This window comes from Thermotoga sp. Cell2 (genome assembly GCF_000789375.1).
Classification (GTDB): Bacteria; Thermotogota; Thermotogae; order Thermotogales; family Thermotogaceae; genus Thermotoga; species Thermotoga petrophila.
This window is the reverse complement of the sequence record NZ_CP003409.1, coordinates 1,011,796-1,028,882: the sequence shown is the minus strand read 5'-3', so window position 1 is coordinate 1,028,882 and position 17,087 is coordinate 1,011,796. Positions and strand designations below refer to the sequence as shown.

The 17,087-nt window shown below is 40.5% G+C and carries 17 protein-coding genes; 2 read left to right on the top strand and 15 right to left on the bottom strand.

Features of this window, described 5'->3' with window-relative positions; translation table 11 throughout:
• Positions 1 to 9: 9 nt before the first annotated feature.
• Genes cas4 through CELL2_RS09565 form a run of 8 tightly spaced genes read right to left on the bottom strand, consistent with a single transcriptional unit; the run spans position 10 to position 6,912 of the window.
• Positions 10 to 534 (bottom strand): CRISPR-associated protein Cas4, encoded by a 525-nt coding sequence (gene cas4, locus CELL2_RS05130; RefSeq protein WP_235231199.1) that lies wholly within the window; start codon positions 532 to 534, stop codon positions 10 to 12.
• Positions 531 to 2,825, bottom strand: coding sequence for a CRISPR-associated helicase/endonuclease Cas3 (locus CELL2_RS05125; protein WP_038033121.1), 2,295 nt, complete (start codon positions 2,823 to 2,825; stop codon positions 531 to 533). Before CELL2_RS05125 ends, cas4 begins: the two co-directional genes overlap by 4 nt.
• Before the next feature lie 2 nt (positions 2,826 to 2,827).
• Entirely contained in the window at positions 2,828 to 3,610 is a 783-nt protein-coding gene (gene cas5b, locus CELL2_RS05120) for a type I-B CRISPR-associated protein Cas5b (RefSeq protein WP_038033122.1), read from the bottom strand.
• Entirely contained in the window at positions 3,607 to 4,665 is a 1,059-nt protein-coding gene (gene cas7i / locus CELL2_RS05115; RefSeq protein ID WP_038033123.1) for a type I-B CRISPR-associated protein Cas7/Cst2/DevR, read from the bottom strand. Before cas7i ends, cas5b begins: the two co-directional genes overlap by 4 nt.
• Positions 4,658 to 5,593: a Cas8a1 family CRISPR/Cas system-associated protein gene (locus CELL2_RS09125; RefSeq protein WP_241208625.1), complete on the bottom strand. Its 936-nt coding sequence runs from the start codon at positions 5,591 to 5,593 to the stop codon at positions 4,658 to 4,660. Before CELL2_RS09125 ends, cas7i begins: the two co-directional genes overlap by 8 nt.
• Positions 5,584 to 6,141: a hypothetical protein gene (locus CELL2_RS09575; RefSeq protein ID WP_241208624.1), complete on the bottom strand. Its 558-nt coding sequence runs from the start codon at positions 6,139 to 6,141 to the stop codon at positions 5,584 to 5,586. The genes CELL2_RS09125 and CELL2_RS09575 overlap by 10 nt, the downstream gene beginning before the upstream one ends.
• 46 nt (positions 6,142 to 6,187) lie before the next feature.
• Positions 6,188 to 6,646 (bottom strand): CRISPR-associated endoribonuclease Cas6, encoded by a 459-nt coding sequence (gene cas6 / locus CELL2_RS09570; protein ID WP_241208623.1) that lies wholly within the window; start codon positions 6,644 to 6,646, stop codon positions 6,188 to 6,190.
• A gap of 5 nt (positions 6,647 to 6,651) precedes the next feature.
• On the bottom strand, positions 6,652 to 6,912 hold the full coding sequence (locus CELL2_RS09565) for a hypothetical protein (protein ID WP_241208622.1): 261 nt from the start codon (positions 6,910 to 6,912) through the stop codon (positions 6,652 to 6,654).
• Between the two features lie 943 nt (positions 6,913 to 7,855).
• Between CELL2_RS09565 and CELL2_RS09860 the strand changes: the two genes are divergently transcribed.
• Both CELL2_RS09860 and CELL2_RS05090 read left to right on the top strand, forming a co-directional pair.
• Positions 7,856 to 8,668 (top strand): J domain-containing protein, encoded by an 813-nt coding sequence (locus CELL2_RS09860; protein WP_304412887.1) that lies wholly within the window; start codon positions 7,856 to 7,858, stop codon positions 8,666 to 8,668.
• On the top strand, positions 8,668 to 9,483 hold the full coding sequence (locus CELL2_RS05090) for a DUF5685 family protein (protein WP_038033129.1): 816 nt from the start codon (positions 8,668 to 8,670) through the stop codon (positions 9,481 to 9,483). The genes CELL2_RS09860 and CELL2_RS05090 overlap by 1 nt, the downstream gene beginning before the upstream one ends.
• Here the strand turns inward: CELL2_RS05090 and CELL2_RS05085 are convergent.
• From CELL2_RS05085 to CELL2_RS05055, 7 genes are read right to left on the bottom strand one after another with little or no spacing between them, the layout of a single operon-like run.
• On the bottom strand, positions 9,465 to 10,040 hold the full coding sequence (locus tag CELL2_RS05085) for a hypothetical protein (protein WP_011943634.1): 576 nt from the start codon (positions 10,038 to 10,040) through the stop codon (positions 9,465 to 9,467). The two genes, CELL2_RS05090 and CELL2_RS05085, sit on opposite strands and share 19 nt — an antisense overlap.
• On the bottom strand, positions 10,013 to 11,164 hold the full coding sequence (csm5, locus tag CELL2_RS05080) for a type III-A CRISPR-associated RAMP protein Csm5 (RefSeq protein ID WP_039446218.1): 1,152 nt from the start codon (positions 11,162 to 11,164) through the stop codon (positions 10,013 to 10,015). The genes CELL2_RS05085 and csm5 overlap by 28 nt, the downstream gene beginning before the upstream one ends.
• Positions 11,161 to 12,015: a type III-A CRISPR-associated RAMP protein Csm4 gene (gene csm4 / locus CELL2_RS05075; RefSeq protein WP_038033155.1), complete on the bottom strand. Its 855-nt coding sequence runs from the start codon at positions 12,013 to 12,015 to the stop codon at positions 11,161 to 11,163. Before csm4 ends, csm5 begins: the two co-directional genes overlap by 4 nt.
• Positions 12,016 to 12,032: 17 nt before the next feature.
• The gene (gene csm3 / locus CELL2_RS05070; protein ID WP_008194400.1) at positions 12,033 to 12,782 is read right to left on the bottom strand and encodes a type III-A CRISPR-associated RAMP protein Csm3; all 750 of its coding nucleotides are present in this window, start codon (positions 12,780 to 12,782) and stop codon (positions 12,033 to 12,035) included.
• A 13-nt stretch (positions 12,783 to 12,795) separates the two neighbouring features.
• Positions 12,796 to 13,218 (bottom strand): type III-A CRISPR-associated protein Csm2, encoded by a 423-nt coding sequence (csm2, locus tag CELL2_RS05065; RefSeq protein ID WP_038033132.1) that lies wholly within the window; start codon positions 13,216 to 13,218, stop codon positions 12,796 to 12,798.
• A 14-nt stretch (positions 13,219 to 13,232) separates the two neighbouring features.
• Positions 13,233 to 15,416, bottom strand: coding sequence for a type III-A CRISPR-associated protein Cas10/Csm1 (gene cas10, locus CELL2_RS05060; RefSeq protein ID WP_038033156.1), 2,184 nt, complete (start codon positions 15,414 to 15,416; stop codon positions 13,233 to 13,235).
• A 20-nt stretch (positions 15,417 to 15,436) separates the two neighbouring features.
• Complete coding sequence (locus tag CELL2_RS05055) at positions 15,437 to 17,083, bottom strand: CRISPR-associated DxTHG motif protein (protein ID WP_012310876.1); 1,647 nt, start codon at positions 17,081 to 17,083, stop codon at positions 15,437 to 15,439.
• Positions 17,084 to 17,087 lie beyond the last annotated feature (4 nt).

Sequence of the window (17,087 nt, the reverse complement as noted above, 5' to 3'; positions counted from 1 at the left end):
AAAGATCACCTACACATAACACAGTTCGTAATACGAACATTTTTTACAAAAAGATCTGTTCAGTACAGGCGGAGGTATCTTTTTACTCACTATTTGCTTTATTTCTATTAAAGCGTTTTGTATCTTCTCTTCATCTCCATCTTCAAAATTTACCTCTAATTTCCTCATCAGTTTTGGATAATGAATGACACCGTGGGTAACATTCAATCCGTATTTTCTCAAAACAAACATGTAGTATTTTGTCTGCCAAACATGTGCTTCCTCAAACTTCTTGCTCTTTTTGGTCTCGTGAACTATTACTTCACCTCGGAAAGTGAGAAAGTCTATCATACAGTCTTCAATTTCTATTTCTTTATGTCTTTCTCGTTTGAACCTTTCAAAATTCAAAAGTTTTCCGATTATGAGATCAGTTGTTGGCTGTGTTTGTTCCATATCAATATTTTTGGCAAAAAGCCAGAGTTTTCTCTTACATGTGAAATAATAAGAAACCATGGTACCAGAAACGTTGAGCATATCAAAATCTTCCAAGTTCATTTCTCCTCCAGGAAAATTCCCAGACCTTTTTCGTACCTGCTACCCTTCAACACATAAAGTGCGCTTGCCCATTTCAATACTTGTTCATTCTCTGCTTCTACCTCCAAAGGTTCCAGGGCTCCACTTTTTATGTGATGGAGTGGAACATCAACAAGATATTTTGCAGTAACTTGTCTGAAGTTAAAGTAACTCAATACACTCTTCAGTTCACACTTAAGATCTTCTTTCAAATTTTCTGGAACAACACTCATCGATGCTACCCTTCTGAAAATTTTGTGAGCTTCATGCTTTTTTTCTGAAGAATAACCACTATCTAAAACATCAAGAGTTTCACGGAATTTCTTTAAATAGTTACTCTCTTGAGAAAGTGCTTGATAGGTATCTTCCACCCATTTTCTTTTCGATAACTCATCCAGCTTAAATGGTTTTTCTATGTCAAACATATCTTTTAGCGATTTTAAAGTTGCAGATACCACTTCCTCGCTGTAAACTCCAGTTATAAGCTCCTTTCGCTCTTTCTCATTACTACCGGCGTATATGAAAGTATTTGGAAATTCTTCAGTCCACTCCCTTTTCCTACAGATTCTCCCCATTCTCTGCACCAGAGAATCCGCTGGTGCTATATCCGTAAGCAGAATATCAAAATCAATGTCCATTGAAGCCTCTACAACCTGCGTTGATACGAGTATAATGTTTCTTCCCTTCTCTCCTGGTCGGTAATCTTCCAAGGTTTTTTCCACCTTTCTTCGATCCTCCAGAGTCATCCGGGAATGTATCAGTAGAACGTCCTCTTTTCCCAGTTCTTCTACAAGTTTTCGGTAAGTTTCTATCGCATTTCGTACAGTATTTCTTACAATCAAAACCCTCCATCCTTCTTTGAAAAATTCAACAGCTTTTTCCACGGGATCCAAGCTTCTTTCAACTTTAACCAAATTTCGTAGCAAATTTCCCTGAGGAATACTCTCGTAAACATCTTTTATATTCTTTTCCTCCAGTTCAGCTCTTTTTAAGATCTCATTTCTGATGAATCCAGGAAGTGTAGCTGTCATTATCAAGAAGCGCCCTCCGAGTAGTTTCACATCTTCAGCTGTCTTGACTATTATTGCTGCGGCTTCGGGAGAGTAAGCCTGTATTTCGTCTATCACAAGATAGGAATTAGCTAAGATTGAATAGATCATCTCATATCCTGGATATTTCAAAGCAGAAGGAAAGACTTGATCCCCCGTTGATATTACGAAAGGATAAGAGAAGAATCTTGATTGTTCCACTATCTGAAGCACTTCTCCCTCCCTGTCTTCAAAACTGTTTTTCAGAAAACTGGAGAAAAACAGATAAACAGCAGAATCGGAATGGAGAAGACCGACGTTTTCTTCACCAAAATAATTCTTAACTCTTTCGTACATCATGTTTGTTGCGCTCTGAAGAGGAAGAGTAAACAGGGTCTTTCCTTTGCTCCACATCAGGGCGAATTCTGTTTTTCCAGTTCCGGTCGGTGCCACAAGTATGATATTTTCTCCCCGACAATCTTTCAGAAGATCCAGTTGCCACACTTTGCTGGATATTCTCTCCAAATATCTTCGAACGGTCTCAAGCTGATCTCCTTCCAGTCTTTTATCTGCTTTCTTGAGAAGCTCTTTATTTCCAGCCGTTTCTACGTAAGACGCGAATCTATCGGCTCGCATGACCGTTCCAGAGGTGATTATGTAACGCTTGTAATTTTCATCTTTTATATTCAGCTCCTTGAGGATGATACTCGGAAGCAGAGAAATCAAATGAGGAGGGAATACTAAGCCACTGTCAATTATCGAGTTATGTGATAAGTATTCACACAGCGGTCTGTTCAATTCAATTTCACAGAGATCTCTCATTTCTTCTTTGAGAAGTCGAACTATCTCATCACCTACTTCAAGAAGTCTTTTGTAAGCTTTACAAACACTTTCTTTTTTTCTTCCAAACAGATAGTCAAGATAGGTTTCTCGCCAGTGATGGTAAAGAACCGCTGAAAGGAAAATGCGAGAAAGTCCTTCTCCAAGTTCTCTGAGAGTATTCTCCGGGATAAATGCTATACTCAGAAAACTGTGTGGAACATTGGGAATACCATCTTCCGGGACATTTCCTCCAACTTTTCTTTGAAATGCATATATCACTTTACCCAAGTCATGATAAAGGATAGCTTTCCTAACAAGTTCTTTTACACCGGAATCCACCTGGAGATTCTCCAGTACTTCCAATAAATCCACTACGTGTTCTCTGAGAGTAACACCGTTGCTCTTGGCAAGAATTTTGGGCATGGTCATCCCCCTCTATCTGACTTCCTGATCTTTGCGAGGAAAATGGGTATGTTATTCCAGGAGAGTATTTCAGGAACATCGAAATGAACCAGAGGAATGGATCCATAAAAAAGCTTTGCGGGAATAATATCAAAAACTCTTTTGTTGTTCTTAATAGTGTAAATAGAAGATACCTTATAAGACGATCCTATTATCTCCTGGTACAGCTCGTCATAGTTATCGCAAACTTCGCCAGCGAATTCTGGAGAAGGTATCCATGTGTAACCACCTGTGCTGAAAACCTTTTTCTTTTCACAGTTTACGAACTCATAATTTATCTCATCAACTGTATCTTCGGATCTTCCAAGATGTATCTTTGAAATGTACTCTGAATTCTCCAAAGATTGTTTTATCATCTCAAGAACGTCCTCTCTTGCTTTGATGAACAAATTAATCCTTGGATTCACAAGAGTCTGGATTCTCGTCGGCATCTGTCCTCCAGGATGTTCTATTCCATGGTTTATTTCTCTGTTCTTTAAAATCTTGAACTTTTCGATGTGAGAGTCTTTTTTTAGGTTCCTGAGCCAGGTGTACTCTTCCACTACTCCTTCGTGGTTTCCCACAATAGCCATAGAGAATTCTGAGTTCAAGAAGGACTCTATTTTTGAATCATCGTTGAGGATGTTGCAGATGAGACCTATTGCGGTGGAATACATCGGTATAGGAAAGGTTTTTCTTTCAAAGATGAAAAAAGGAATAGCAAAATGAGCGGTTGACGCTCTGATTTCTATCCTTAACAACTTCATGAGTTCTCTTCGCCTCCAATGACTTCACGTAACCACTCATTCAGATCATTTAATCCTGTACACAACTTTTCCGAGCTTCCTTTCAGGATAGAAGGTATTCCCCACATCCTGTAATCCTTAATATTTGTGTTTCCTTTCGCTATCTGGGATATTGTTTCAACGTCTATTTTTCCTCTGTCGAGCCTCACATAAGGATTGAAAAGTGTTACGGGTAGCCTGGTGAAAGCTATGATTATGAACACAGGTGCAACACACCAGCTTTCTGTGGAGGAATGTATTTCAAAGCCGTTCATTATCACGTCGAAGAACTGTCCCAAACGTTTTTGTTTTTCTTTTTCATTAAGAAGCACAGAAATTTTATAAGCTTTTTCAGATTTCTCAATCAGTATTTTTCCTTTTTGAAATGGGTATTCACCTTCCTTTATATCCACACCAAACAACTTATCCACACCAAACAACTTCTTCAGCTTTTCCTTTTCCTTTTCAGTAATGAAAACTACATCTTTACCAATGTTTTCAAGATCCACCACAACGGAGTATTTATAAAAGGAAAAATGCTCCTCCTTTGAAAACGGATTGGGATTTGCTTCTTCCCCTTTCTCACGGGCTCTTTGAACCAAATCATGATTCGCGTAGAACGCCATGTCCCCTTCCCATCTTTCCATAGAAACTGCTTTTGTCAGGCCAACGGGTGCTTTTCTCGAGAGAGAAACTCCTTTTTCTTCGTTGTTTTTCTTTTTACTGCTTTTATCTTCTTTAAAAGTTCCCATGTATCCAAAAAAGTCGAGTTCCTCGGAAGTCAGGATACTTTCTTCCTTAATATCGAATTGTATAACGTCCTGATCTTTAGTAACTTCAGCTGGTTTCCAGCCATGTTTTCTGACAAGGGCATTGAAAATATGATGTCTCATACTGGAACGAGAGAAGAAAGTGTAAACTCCATCTTCTCTCCGAAGTTTCTTCAGAGATTGAATGTTGTTTGCTATATTTTCATCTCTATTCACAGCGGAAGCCTCGAAAACCACAGTAGCAGTGATCGCCTTCACATCATTCATTCTCTTCACCTCCACTTATTATTCCACTGACGTAAGAAAACATTAGATTTTTGAAGTTTTCGTCGTCCTCTGAGAAAACCCTATTCAGCTCTTCGGGAAATGGTTTCTTGTTCGCCATGTAAGTTTTCAAAAGCAAATGATACACTTCATCCTTTTTTGCAAGCCTTATCAACTCTAAAAGTCTGTATTTGGTGCGTTCAAAAAGCTGAGAAACTTCCCTCCCGAGTTCTCTCATTTTCCAGACAGGAACCACTGTTTCCACCCCCAAAGTATTTCGTGCTTCCTGAAAGAGTTCGGGTATTACTCGAGCATAATCTCCTTTTTTCTTGGGATCGAATACTTCTATGTATTCTTTTATTTTGGAATTGTCTCCTGGTTTGAGAATGTACTTTAGCAGGAGATACTCAACTTCAATTAGTTTGCTTAGTCTTTCCGGATAGATGACTGCTTCAAAAATTTTGATGCTGTTTATGAAGTTCAAGATAGAAGCTATCCTTGTGTTCAGTAGAAGATCTATGGTTCTTTGAGGCATATAGTATACGCTATAAGATTTCCCATCATAGTTCACAATTTCTACATTTTGTCTCTCCCAAACACCTAAAAGTCTCTGAAGTTTCATATGAACTTCGGCTACTGCTCTGGAAACTGAAAGTTCTACATTCAGATCCCTGTAAGCTTTTATTGCCTCGTTCAAATACCATATGGCTTTAAAAGAAGGAACGTTTACAAAGATTTCTTTCTCGCTATTTTTTGGAAAGACAAAGTGTCTAAATAAAGCGAGTTGGGAACATAGATCACATAAGTGATACTCATTGCTTATGTTCCAAAATGAATTTGGGAACTTTCCTTCTGAGGATGAAAATTCTTTGAAAAGAATCCTTGAAAATTGCTTCCTTTGACGAATAGATATGCTCTCGCTTACCTCCAAAGGATTTCCACAGAGGAAACATCTTTCTGAGCCAGACAAATTTGGCTTTCTAAATATCGAGCAAATAATTTCTGATAGGTGGCTTCTGAATTTTTCTTTTTCAAACTGTAATAAAAGGTTTCTAATTTCCTCGAGATCTCTACCATCAAACTTTGATAAGAGCTCTTTGGATTTCTTTTTGATTTGCGGTATCTTAATTTTTTCTCCTTAACTTGTAATAAAATCTCTCTTTGTTGTTCATTATCAACTCTTTGCAAAAGCTCGTCAATCTTTTTATCTATAAGGCCAATCTGTGCTATATAATTTTCATAATATCCGATATTACCTTTAAAGCAATTGTATGCTTTTTCTATACTTCCCTCTCTTTTTGCTGTTTCTTCCATTATAAAAACAAACAGTCGAGGAAAGGGCACTCCTTCAAAATTGTCACTTTCGTACAACTCATCCAACATTTCATCCAGCAAAACAACTGTTCCATCATCCTTGAGAATGTCCATGACACCGAAAGAAATCCTTCCTTCTTTTGATTTTTCGTTTATAACTTTCAAAAACCATAGACATTGGCGTTGTGAAGCCAACTCTGCGGATATATAACTATCGCCACTCTTTCACCACCTTTAGCATTCCAAATCCCTGACCTGTCCTCACTCCTAGCCCGTTTTCGTAGAGGAAATTCAGGATATCAGGATTTCCAGAGAGTGTTACTGTGCCGGAGAACGCTTCTATAAATCCTCCGTAATGTTTAACAGGAACTTTCTTAAGATTTTTGTTCACGATACTTATGGGTTCGAATTTTGGTACCTTAACTCCAAACTTTTCAAGGAGATCCTTCAAAAGATCAAGCCGAACTTTCAAAGAGTGGTTCAAAGCCTCTTCAAAATCATCATCCTCAGGATTCACGTAGTACTTTTCTGTTTCTGGGCGAGTTAGTACGGCGCTTCCAAGTATCTTGAAGGTTACTATCTCAGAGGTTATTGTTATGGGAATGGGAAGATCCACAGAAATTTCTGCGTCCTTAAAAAATGATTTGATGCGACCAAGATGATTGTACATATAACCTACCATCTGTGGAATAGATGAAGAGAAATTAAAAAAACAGGAGACTCAAACATAATGGAGTCTCCTGAGATTTCCTTTATTCTCTTGAATCCAACGCTGAAAACGTACGGCTTTGGAACTCTATCATGGGACAGTACTATTTCCTCAAACGGAGTTCCTTCATAGACCCGCTTCAACACGGACATGAAGATACGCCTGTAGTCAACCGGAAAACTCCCCTGGGAATTATCTTCAAAAAAGATCCTGAAAAATATTCTCATTGTAAAGACCTCCTAATTATAAAGAATCCAGTGAGATCAAAAGTTAGAAAATACGATAGCAGAGATCTTGCTCCAAATTCAACAAGAGGCAACTCAATATTAAAGAATCATGGGATTAAATAAAAAAGAACCAATGGAAAGTGTTCATTTTCTCATACCTCTTAGGAAATATTGAAACTGAGGTCAAAACTTGGGAAGGAAGCTACTTCTACGGGTTTCCATACCTCTAAGGAAGTATTGAAACTATTTCTCTTTCGAACCTAGCGAAACTGCGAAGCTTGTTTCCATACCTCTAAGGAACTATTGAAACCCGTTGGGTTCAAGAGAAATTATACCACAAACACACTCTGAAAGCAAGATGTTTTTTGAACTTCCATATCCTCCCTTTCCATAAACCATTCTAACACACAAGAGAGCACCTTCAAGTACTGTTTGGAAAAATGGAATAATTGCATAGTCAAACAAGAAAAGAACACAAGCAAAAAACAGAAGATAAATTATATCAACCTAGGTCAGGGCATTTTGGGGTGTTTCTGGTAAAAATCGATTAGTTCCATGTTTCACAAATAGATGAAAGAAGGTATTCCTCAGTGTGTTAGAAGTTAACTATTAACTTCTCGAATTCAAAGCACTTACACGTCATCGATTACCACAAATTCTCTTCATATTGTCTCTTCATATCATCCATTATTCCTTTTTAACGCATAGCTTCCGGTACCAGAAAGGCGCATGAAATTTTTCGTTACCGGTAATTGCATACTCTGTATCGATCTTCCAATGCCAAGTACACACATCACCTACTTTGTGAATGATTGGAACTAACCTGGTTTGTATGCATAAAATACATTAAGATTAGACTAATAAAGATTTTTCTAACATCATCTTCTGAAATGCTCCCAGATGTTAAAATATCAGAGAAGCTTTCGCCGTGGAGGAGATCTTTGTGAATCCCTACGAAGTCCTTGGTGTTCCACCCGGTGCTTCAAAAGAAGAGATAGAGAAAGCTTACAGAGAGCTGGTGAAAAAGTACCATCCAGACCGATACAAGGATCATCCTCTCAGGGATCTTGCGGAAGAAAAAATGAAGCAGATCAACGAAGCGTACGCTGTATTGATGAGTGGTGAGTTTTCAGAAACGCCCAGGCAGGAAAATGTGTTTAACACGTTCTATTCCATGGGATACAGATACAGAGGGAACGACGACTGCCGTGACATACTTGCATGTCTTGGGTGTGCGTGGTGTACAGATACCTGCTGTGAAGCGTGCGGGGGGGGACTGCATCCCTTGCATGTGAAGAAAGTCGCTTATGGGGGGCTCATTTCCGCTCTCGTTGTTCTTCTACTCTACATTGGAAACTTCACGAAGAGCAAGATATTCTTTGCCGCTTTGAGCAGTGTTTTCACAGGGGTTCTTGTGGAACTTTTCGGGGTCGGATCTGTTCCAATCATAATCGCTACGAATGTTCTTGTGTTTCTTCTTGTTCCTAATCCAGGCTATGCTTCGCTCTTTTTCGTGCTTTCTTTTTACGGTTTTCTCAGAAAGAAACCGATTCTCATCAGGTTTCTCTACTTGAACGCTTCTACACTGCTTTTGGTGCTTTTTGCCTCAAAATTCTTCAATGCTGAACTACCTGATGTTTCCTTTTTTCTCTACGCACTCGGCTTTCTTGGAGTTCAGGTTGCGTTCTTTGTCTACGACTACCTGTACAACAGGATCCTTCAAGAATTTCTCAGAATCATCAGGAGGAAAAATTGATGTTTGGATATATCAAACCCTTGAAGTGCGAACTGAAAGTGAAGGAGTACGAAGAATTTAGAAGGTACTACTGCGGTGTCTGCAAAGCTTTGAAAAAGTATTCAATCATTCCGCGTTTCCTCCTCACCTACGAAGCCGCATCACTTGGACTTCTTTTTTCAAGTCTGAACAACAGCGATTTGAAAAGAAAAAGAGAACTCTGCATCTTCACCCTCAAAAAGGTGGATTTTTACTCCTCGAGTGAAATAGACGAAGTGGCTCGTATCTTCGTTGCTCTCCTCCGTGAAAAGTTGAAAGACAACTACATAGACAGAAAAAATCCTGTTTATCTATTTGCAAGCGCTTTTTTGAAGAAAGATCCCGAAATATCCAGACTTTTTGAGAACTTCTACGAAATGGAAAGAAAGGAACAAGATTTCGAAATCCTCGCAGAAAAACAGGGCAAAATAGTTGGAACAATCCTCAGCAAAATGGTTAAGGAAGAAACCCAGAGAAAAATTCTTTACTACCTTGGTCTGTCCCTTGGAAAATGGCTCTACATCATAGACGCACTGGATGACTTTGAAAAGGATAAGAGAAAAAACGTGTTCAACCCGCTCGTCAAGAAATACAACGGTGACCTTGAAAAGGCGCGATCCGAACTGAGACCCCAACTGAAGAAATGTATTGATGAAATGTGGAAGGCTTACGACCTTCTCGATATAAAGAGGAACAAGACTATACTTGATAACATCGTATACCTTGGGATACCATTCATCACAGAAAACGTTTTGATAGGCAAAACCTGTAACTTAAATCACTCAACGATCCTGTAGATCTCCACATCTCCATGTCCGTACCTTCTGTTCTCACCGGTACCGCAAAGCCTCGAGAGTTTCACCAGAGCGGTTGTTTCAGGGGTGAGGGTTTTCAAGGTCATGATAACACCGTTTTTTGTGCTTCTCAGAGAAACCGGCTGAAAGGCAGGTTCAACCTCGACACCGAGGAAGAGTTTCATGTCTTCTTTCGTCTGCTTCAGTGAGAAACCCTTTGCTCCTTTCACCTTCAAAGTGAACACCCCGGGTGAGTCGAAAAGATCTCTCTTTTCGTATATTTCGACGTAGGCTCTTCCGGGTTTCACGACTGCGTTCAAAACACGGGGAACGTTGAGAACCAAGAAGTGAAAGAGCGAAGAAAGGGGCGAGGAGATAACAAGAGCGTAACCACTCCTCGCCCGAAACGGACCGATCACCCTCATTGTTCCATCCGGTGCTTCTTCCACGAAGGAAGCCACCGCTGGATCGATGGACTCGATTTTTGAGAGGACAAACTCCCACTTCTTTTCATCCGATATGAACTCTTCTTCTACGTAGATTGGGAATCTTCCAACCACAGCGCGCACCATCCTATCGGAGATATCACTCTGTAACTGTTGTTTTCACTCTGAACGAGGTATCTCCTCGTGAGAGGAGCTTCGTCTTTTCCATGGTTCTTTATGATGTTTCTCACCTGCTTTCTTGTTTCCTCGTCAAGGAGAATGAAGAGCGAATTTGCCATGAGTCCTCCTCCGTATCCTACGTGTATGAGTACGTACTTCTTGCTTTGAAGCACTTTCTCTATCTTTTGGAATCTCTCTTCGATCTTGCTGGTGTCAAATCCTTTAAAATTCTCCTTTGCCTTTTCAAAGCGTTCTTTCTCGAACTTGAAAACTTCGGAGTAGAACTCGTTCACGATCGAAAAGATCTCTTCAATACTTTTGGGAAGTTCTACTCTGTAGTGTTTTCTCACGTGTGTGAGAAAGTAATCGTATTCTTCTTTCACAAACCTCACATCAAAGACGAAATCTCTGTTGATAGGAACAAACTCCAGAGAGAAAGTTCTGGGGTGAGTGTTGGGACGAGCTACGTAGAAGATCCCGACATCGTGCACAACCACCTGGGTTTTCAGTGTTTGAGAATCAGAAATTCTGAGAAAGCGGAAGTAGTCGGTGTTGATCCCTCTTGGATCGAATCTGAACAATCCATTCAGAAATTCATTGGTCCCGTAGAATGTTCTTTTATGATTTTTTTTATGATTTTTAATATCTTCCTGTACCCTCTTGCGGAATTCTTCAAGAAGATTCCTGTTGTTCCTCAAAACGTGCCAGGTGAGTGCAAGTCTTATAGCACCTTTCAACGAACTTCCTGGGACATAAACGCTTCCGTCGGGATGGTGAACAACTTCAGGAATCTCCGGATTTCTTTTTCCAGTTGAGAAATCTGAGTAGAGGCTTACTTCATAGAAAACTCCATCCTCCACGTTTTCTACTTCTTTAAAACTGAGGGGTTTAGAGATATTTTCAGAGATGTTTTGCTTGATTTCAGGGTGTTTCTCCAAAACTTCAAGAAATTTTCTTGTGGTAAGCCTCACAGCTGTTTTTTTGTTGTCTTCTTCTTTCAGAACAACGAGATTGCAAGGAGGATATTTTTCACCGCTTCCTATGTGAAGGGGGGTCAGTGTTTTGAGAGTCACCTTCATTTCTTATCACCACCGAAGGCCACACAGAGTGGCGACGTCTGAACAAAATAGTCCTCTATCTTCAACACCCCACGGCCCTCTGGCTTGAAAGGAAACACAGAACCTTCCTGAACATAGAAAAGCTCTTTCTTCACTTTCATTTCGTCGTGTTTCACGCCACGTCTTTTTACTACCCTGTAGTATCCTTCGTTCATCTTTGATCTCTCTTCTGCAGAAGGTACAAACAGCGACAGGGTTAGATAGTACTCACCCTCTTCCGGTAAATCTGGAGCATTTTCGAACTCAGCATCGAAAAGCCCGTATCCGTAAGTTGAGTCAGCGCCTATTCCGCTGTCTCCCAGAGATTTGACGGCTGTTTTGAAAAGCCCCTCGTATTCATCGGGAAATTCTGCCAGAAATGCTGGGGTGAACCCCTCTTTTACGAAAGCAACTTCCACAAAGTAGAGATTGGAGGAACTCGTTATCCTGTCGAGGGAATTTCTTGGAACCCTCACTATCTCCACCGGATTTTCCTTGCAGACAGCACCGCTCGCTTTCTTTATCGACTGATAATTAGCAAGCTTGTCCAGGAAAACGTAACTTGCTTTCTTCAAATCCTTTGGACTTTCCTCATCTTCTTCCAATGAATAGGTGTTGTAAAGAAAAGGTTTTGGAACAAGAAGGCGATCACCGCGAATGAACAGAAGAGAAGAGACCTTCAACTTCTTTGCGAAGTCTTCGGCTTTCTCAGACCACTTGAAAGCGTGATACACGACAGCACCGTAGATGGTATCGGAATGGATGGTGGGGAGGGTGGAATCGGTTTCGTTCCCCCTACCCACCCTGAAACCACTTCTGAAACTCATCTTCACCAGAAGGCGCACTCCTATCACCCTTTCACGATTTCGGGAATGGCTTTCTTAAAACCCTCAACACCACCTTTGACCTCTTTTTCTACGGGTGTTCCCTCTCCTTTGTAGTAATCGGCGCTCTTGAAGATCACTTTTTCTATACTGAACTTCACTTTTCCGTATCCTCTGCTTCCGTTTCCACCGAGATAGTCGTCTTCGAGAAGCTCCAGAGCTGTGGCTATATTTTCGAGGTCTTCCTTTATGTGCTTTTCGTTCTCTGCTGTGTAGATGATCTCGAATTCAAACTCCGCACCTGCGGGAATTCTTTCAAAGCTTCTCGGATCGGCTTTACAGGTGACTCTGTCCAGTGCGTTCTCTGTTTTCCATTCCGTGTATGGAAGGTCGGTCTCCATGCTGAGGAGTTTTGTTTTTGAATCTTCTGTGAGGAACGCGTCTCTGACAAGAAGGCGTGAAGGGATGTTGTTTCCATTTTTCGAAGTCGAAGTCGAACCGAACACCCTGCAAACTTTACATTCCTTATCTTCGCATTCGTGTCTTCTTACCTTGTTCCCAGATATATCCAGATTCAACAACCTTTCCATCAGGCTTCTCATCTTTCCTTTCACAGAGCTTCCGGGGATGTAGGGTTCTCCCGTGAGAGGATTTCTGATAACGGGATTGTCTATACCACCGATGTTCACACCGAGCTCCTGACCTCCGATCCTAAGACCTGTTTCCAGAATGATCTTTCCCTTTATGATGTACTTTCCGAGTATCGGCCTTTCCACCGCTCATCCCTCCTTATCTTCTAGCTGTCCTTCTGTTGCTTTTTTCGGATTCAGAATGGAATTTGTGATACGCAAGGATTGCATCGTAGAACTTTTTGAATTTCTCAAACTCGTCAGGAGTCTTTATCTCGTTTATGAGAGGTTCAAGTATTTCCTTCAATTCTTTGATACCTTCGATATCCCTTCCAACCTGATATGCAAGAAATATTTTCATGAAGTGAAGCTCGTTAAGGATCTCTTCGTTGAACTTCTCTGGGTTATCCCTGTAGTCCTTCTTTTTGTAGATGTAGTTGCTCCAGATTTTGGTTAAGTGACCATGAAACTTTCTAAGCTGGTTTGTCTTCAGCTTTCCAGAAAGTTCCCTTCCGATTTCCTCTGCCTTTTTCACAAGGTCCTTCAAATCTTCTTTGAGAGAAACGCTCTGAGAAACTGCCACCGCTCATCCCTCCTTCAGCTTTTTCTTGAGAGAAGATCCACAAACTGGAGGATTACATTCAAGGCGTTTTCACCGAGGTGATCTATGTTCTCTCTCATGAGATTTGCCACTCTTTTGTCTTCGTCTTTGTTCTCCCTTGCTTCTATGTAGGCGAGGAAGGCTTTGTTCAGAGGAGACTCTTCTCTTGTGAGATTCAAAGCCTTTCTAATGACACTTCTGTCCACTTTGTCTGCTATTTCCTTCAACTCTTGATAAAAGTTGTACATTTCGAAGAAGGTGTTCCACTTTACCGCATAGTAGTTTCTGTTCGAAAATGCTATGCTGTTCTTCCCGGATTTCTTGGCAGCGCTTTCGGCTCTTTCAGACATTTCTCTTATGAGGCTCATACTCGTTTTCTCATCGGTGATCACGTATCCCGCGGAGAACGTCATGAAGTCGTTCGTTGTGAATCTTCCAAACGCCTCTCTCAACTCTTTTGCCACATCCAGAACATCGTTCCATCCGCCAACCAGATAGAGATCGTCTCCGCCGGAATAAATCACCATAACGTTCTTTCCTTCAACAATACTCTCTACTCTTTCTTTGAAGAAAAAGCTCATGAGCCTTGAGAGGGTGCTGTATCTGGAAAGGGTCTTTTTCTTTAAACCTTTGAGAAAGATCTTTCCAAGGTTGTCAACGTCAACAAGGAGGCTCGCTATTTTTTTGCCAGGTGCTTTTTCTGCGATTTTCTCGAACTCCTGTTCTTTGAAATACGTCACCACCTGTATTCTTCTGACGTTCTTTTCTTTTTCCGAGAATTCGTATATCCTTCTCAACTTGTAGCTGAAACCCTCTCCCGGTTCTCTCGAGAAATCGAATTTTCTCTTAAAAATCTCGAACTTTCCATTCTTCCTTTCAGCAAGATACACGTGAGACTCTTCAAGAAGTTCTCTTCCAAGCTCGTACATTTCCTTGCAGAAGTCACAGGCGATTTCTTCTTCTCCTTCTCGAATGGAAAAGAGCTTGTCTACTCTGTTTCCACAGATTTTGCAGGTGTGGTTTCCCTTCTCCTGGATCAGATTCAAATCATCGGGGAAGATCGCTTCGAGGTCTTTTTCTGTGTACATTCTGTATTTTCTTTCGTTCAACTTTTCACCGATCTTCTTGAAAACCTTGGACATGTCTTCCACGTCTTTCACCGAAAATTCAACAGATTCGATCACAAGGTGGAGTGAAAGACCCCTATTTCTGAACCATTCGTTCAGCTCGTTTCTGATCTCTTCGAGGGCTTTCTTCACCTTCTCTGTGTTGGAAAGGACAAGGTAGAAATGTCCTCCTCCTATGAAGTGAACGTTTGTCCTGTAAAAGCCTGTTTTATCAAGAATCTCATCCACAACGACTTCCTGGAGAATTTCTATGAAGAAACTCCTTCCTCTGTAGGATCTGAGAGCTCCTTTTGAAGAGACGTTGGCAATAAAATTCTGTATCCCGGAGACATCTCCCCCAACAAGTAGGAAGGGTTTCACGTTGGAATTCTCAAAGTGTGATTTCATCTCCTGGTAGGATTCAAATTTGAGGTCGTTTTCCTTTGCGTAGTCATAGAGCGAGAGAGCAAGCATAGCCGTGACCTTCAGATGGTCGTAGAGCGATATATCCATGTCTCCTTCCACTCTTGTTTCCTGAGGAATGAACGAGAAGTACTTGTAAGTGAGAAAATTCACATCATCTGGTGTGGGAAAAATCTCCTGAACGTCTTCTGGTGTGGGAGAAATCTTCTGAGCGTCTTCGACAAATCTCCTGTAGAGATCCTCGTAGGTTTTCTGATCTTCTTTCATATCCTTTACCGCTTCCACCACTTCGTTGGCTGGTTTTGCAGGAAAGTAAGTGACGTTTCTGGAAGATTCCCCCTCCGGGATCTTTGAGAGGAGGTTGACCATTCTTCGAAGTTCTTCAAACTTCTGATCTTCGGTCATTCTTTCTTTGCTCGAGAGGTTGTCTGCGAAGCACACGTACCAAACCTTTTCGTTTTCCAAACTTTTTTTCAGAAGATCCTTTTCATGATGGTAGTGAATGTAATCCTGAATTACAGCGAATTTCTTCACTTTGTTTGTAAAATCGTATCCGGCAATCTGATGTCTTCTGTCATCCCCCGCCCTTCTTACGACCTTTCCTATGTCGTGCAGGAGAGCCCCAACAACAAGCTCTTCTCTGTCTTTCAAGGAAGATTCACCTCCTTTTCTCAATCAAGCTCCAGAATTTCACCCACCACAAAAGGATTCTGCTTTTGTTCTTCGTAAGTTCTCTTGTCCACAGCCAGGATAGTTTTTACTTTTCTTCCGTATCTAATTTGATTTTTGGCACGCTCGATAACGTACGTAAGAAAAGTGGTTCCACCTGTGAGATTGACGATCACTTCATCCACGTCAGAAAGATGTTCTTTGATTTCGGATACTACTCGATCTATTTCACTTACACCCATAAAAGGGTCTTCGAGAAGGATTACCCTAAATTCACCCTTGAATTCAGCTTTCTCCAGAATTTCTGAAAGAATAGCTTTTCCCTGTTTTGAAGTTATAACCAGGAGTAGATCAGGTGAAATTTTTTTCAGAACGGTGTATAAAGCACCTTTTGTCGTACCGAGAGGAGTGAGAAGAGCTCTTTTTCTGTTTCGCTGAGTTTTTCTCGCAGACTCCAGAAGTTGTTCCGGTGGGGTTTGAACAAGCACTTTCAGGTGATCTTCTATCTTTTTCAAGGAGGGAAGCTGGAGTTTGTTGAATCCGAAATGAGCAACATGATTTCTTGCCTGAAGGATGGTATCATAACCAAACGTTGAAATGCTCACAGACTCTCTAACATTTCTATCCAAGAAATCACTCTTCTCCCCTCCAGACATCAAATAGACATTTATAAGATATTCTCTTGCCAAACGAAGAGCCATACCTAAATCTCCTGTTTGAAGATAGAAATCCAGTAACTCTTTTTCAGATTCCAATTCTTTTTCGCTCAGTTCAAAATTCTCCGATTTCACATGTATAACCCTGTATCTTTTTTCGATCCCATCTAAGAGAGCCGCAATCTCTGGAACAAAAACCTCCGTCTCCTCTCTTATTCTTGCTTTATTTCTATCAATAAAATTGAAGAAATTGGTTAAATTCTTCCTTATGGCTACTATGGATCCAAGACGTATAGAAGACGAAAGATCCTGAAGTTTTTGAGACATAGAACCAAGTAGCTTTGGTTTTTTCGAACTTTGACTTCTCCTGTATATTTCTTCATTTCTCTTTTTTATCAAATCAGCGAGTTCTTTCGCATATCCATACTCTTTGAACAATCGAACAGCATATATCCATGATGTAGCTTTAGTTAGTGGGGTCAAATCTTCGCACTCTGTTACTTTTGTTTCTTTATTGTACTTGCCGTAAACTACACTCACATTAACATCTTTGGCCTCTTTAAGGTACAGGGCTACTACACTTGCCATCAATGGAATACTTCTGAACGAATGAGTAACATCCAGTATAACTCTGTCCCCTTCTTCCAAATTTTCCACAAGGTTTCTTACAAGGAAATTCATCAAGTTACTTGAAGATTCTCCTTCCGGTATTTCAAAATCTTTAATATTTGATCTCAAAAATCTTCTACACTCATCCCATGTTTTGCTTTCTTTCACGGTTTTTGTTAGGAAGAATATTGTTTCAACTTGTTTTCCTATATGATTCAGATATTCAATTAATGCTAGTGGGAAAATCGATTGTCGAACACAAAAAATATCCTGGGAGCCATCATTTTTTACACACCCATCTAAAAGATTCCCATTAATTTTAATTTCGCTTTCTTCATACTTACCCAGGCCAAGAAATGTAACCAGTTTTACAACTTCGCCCATCTTT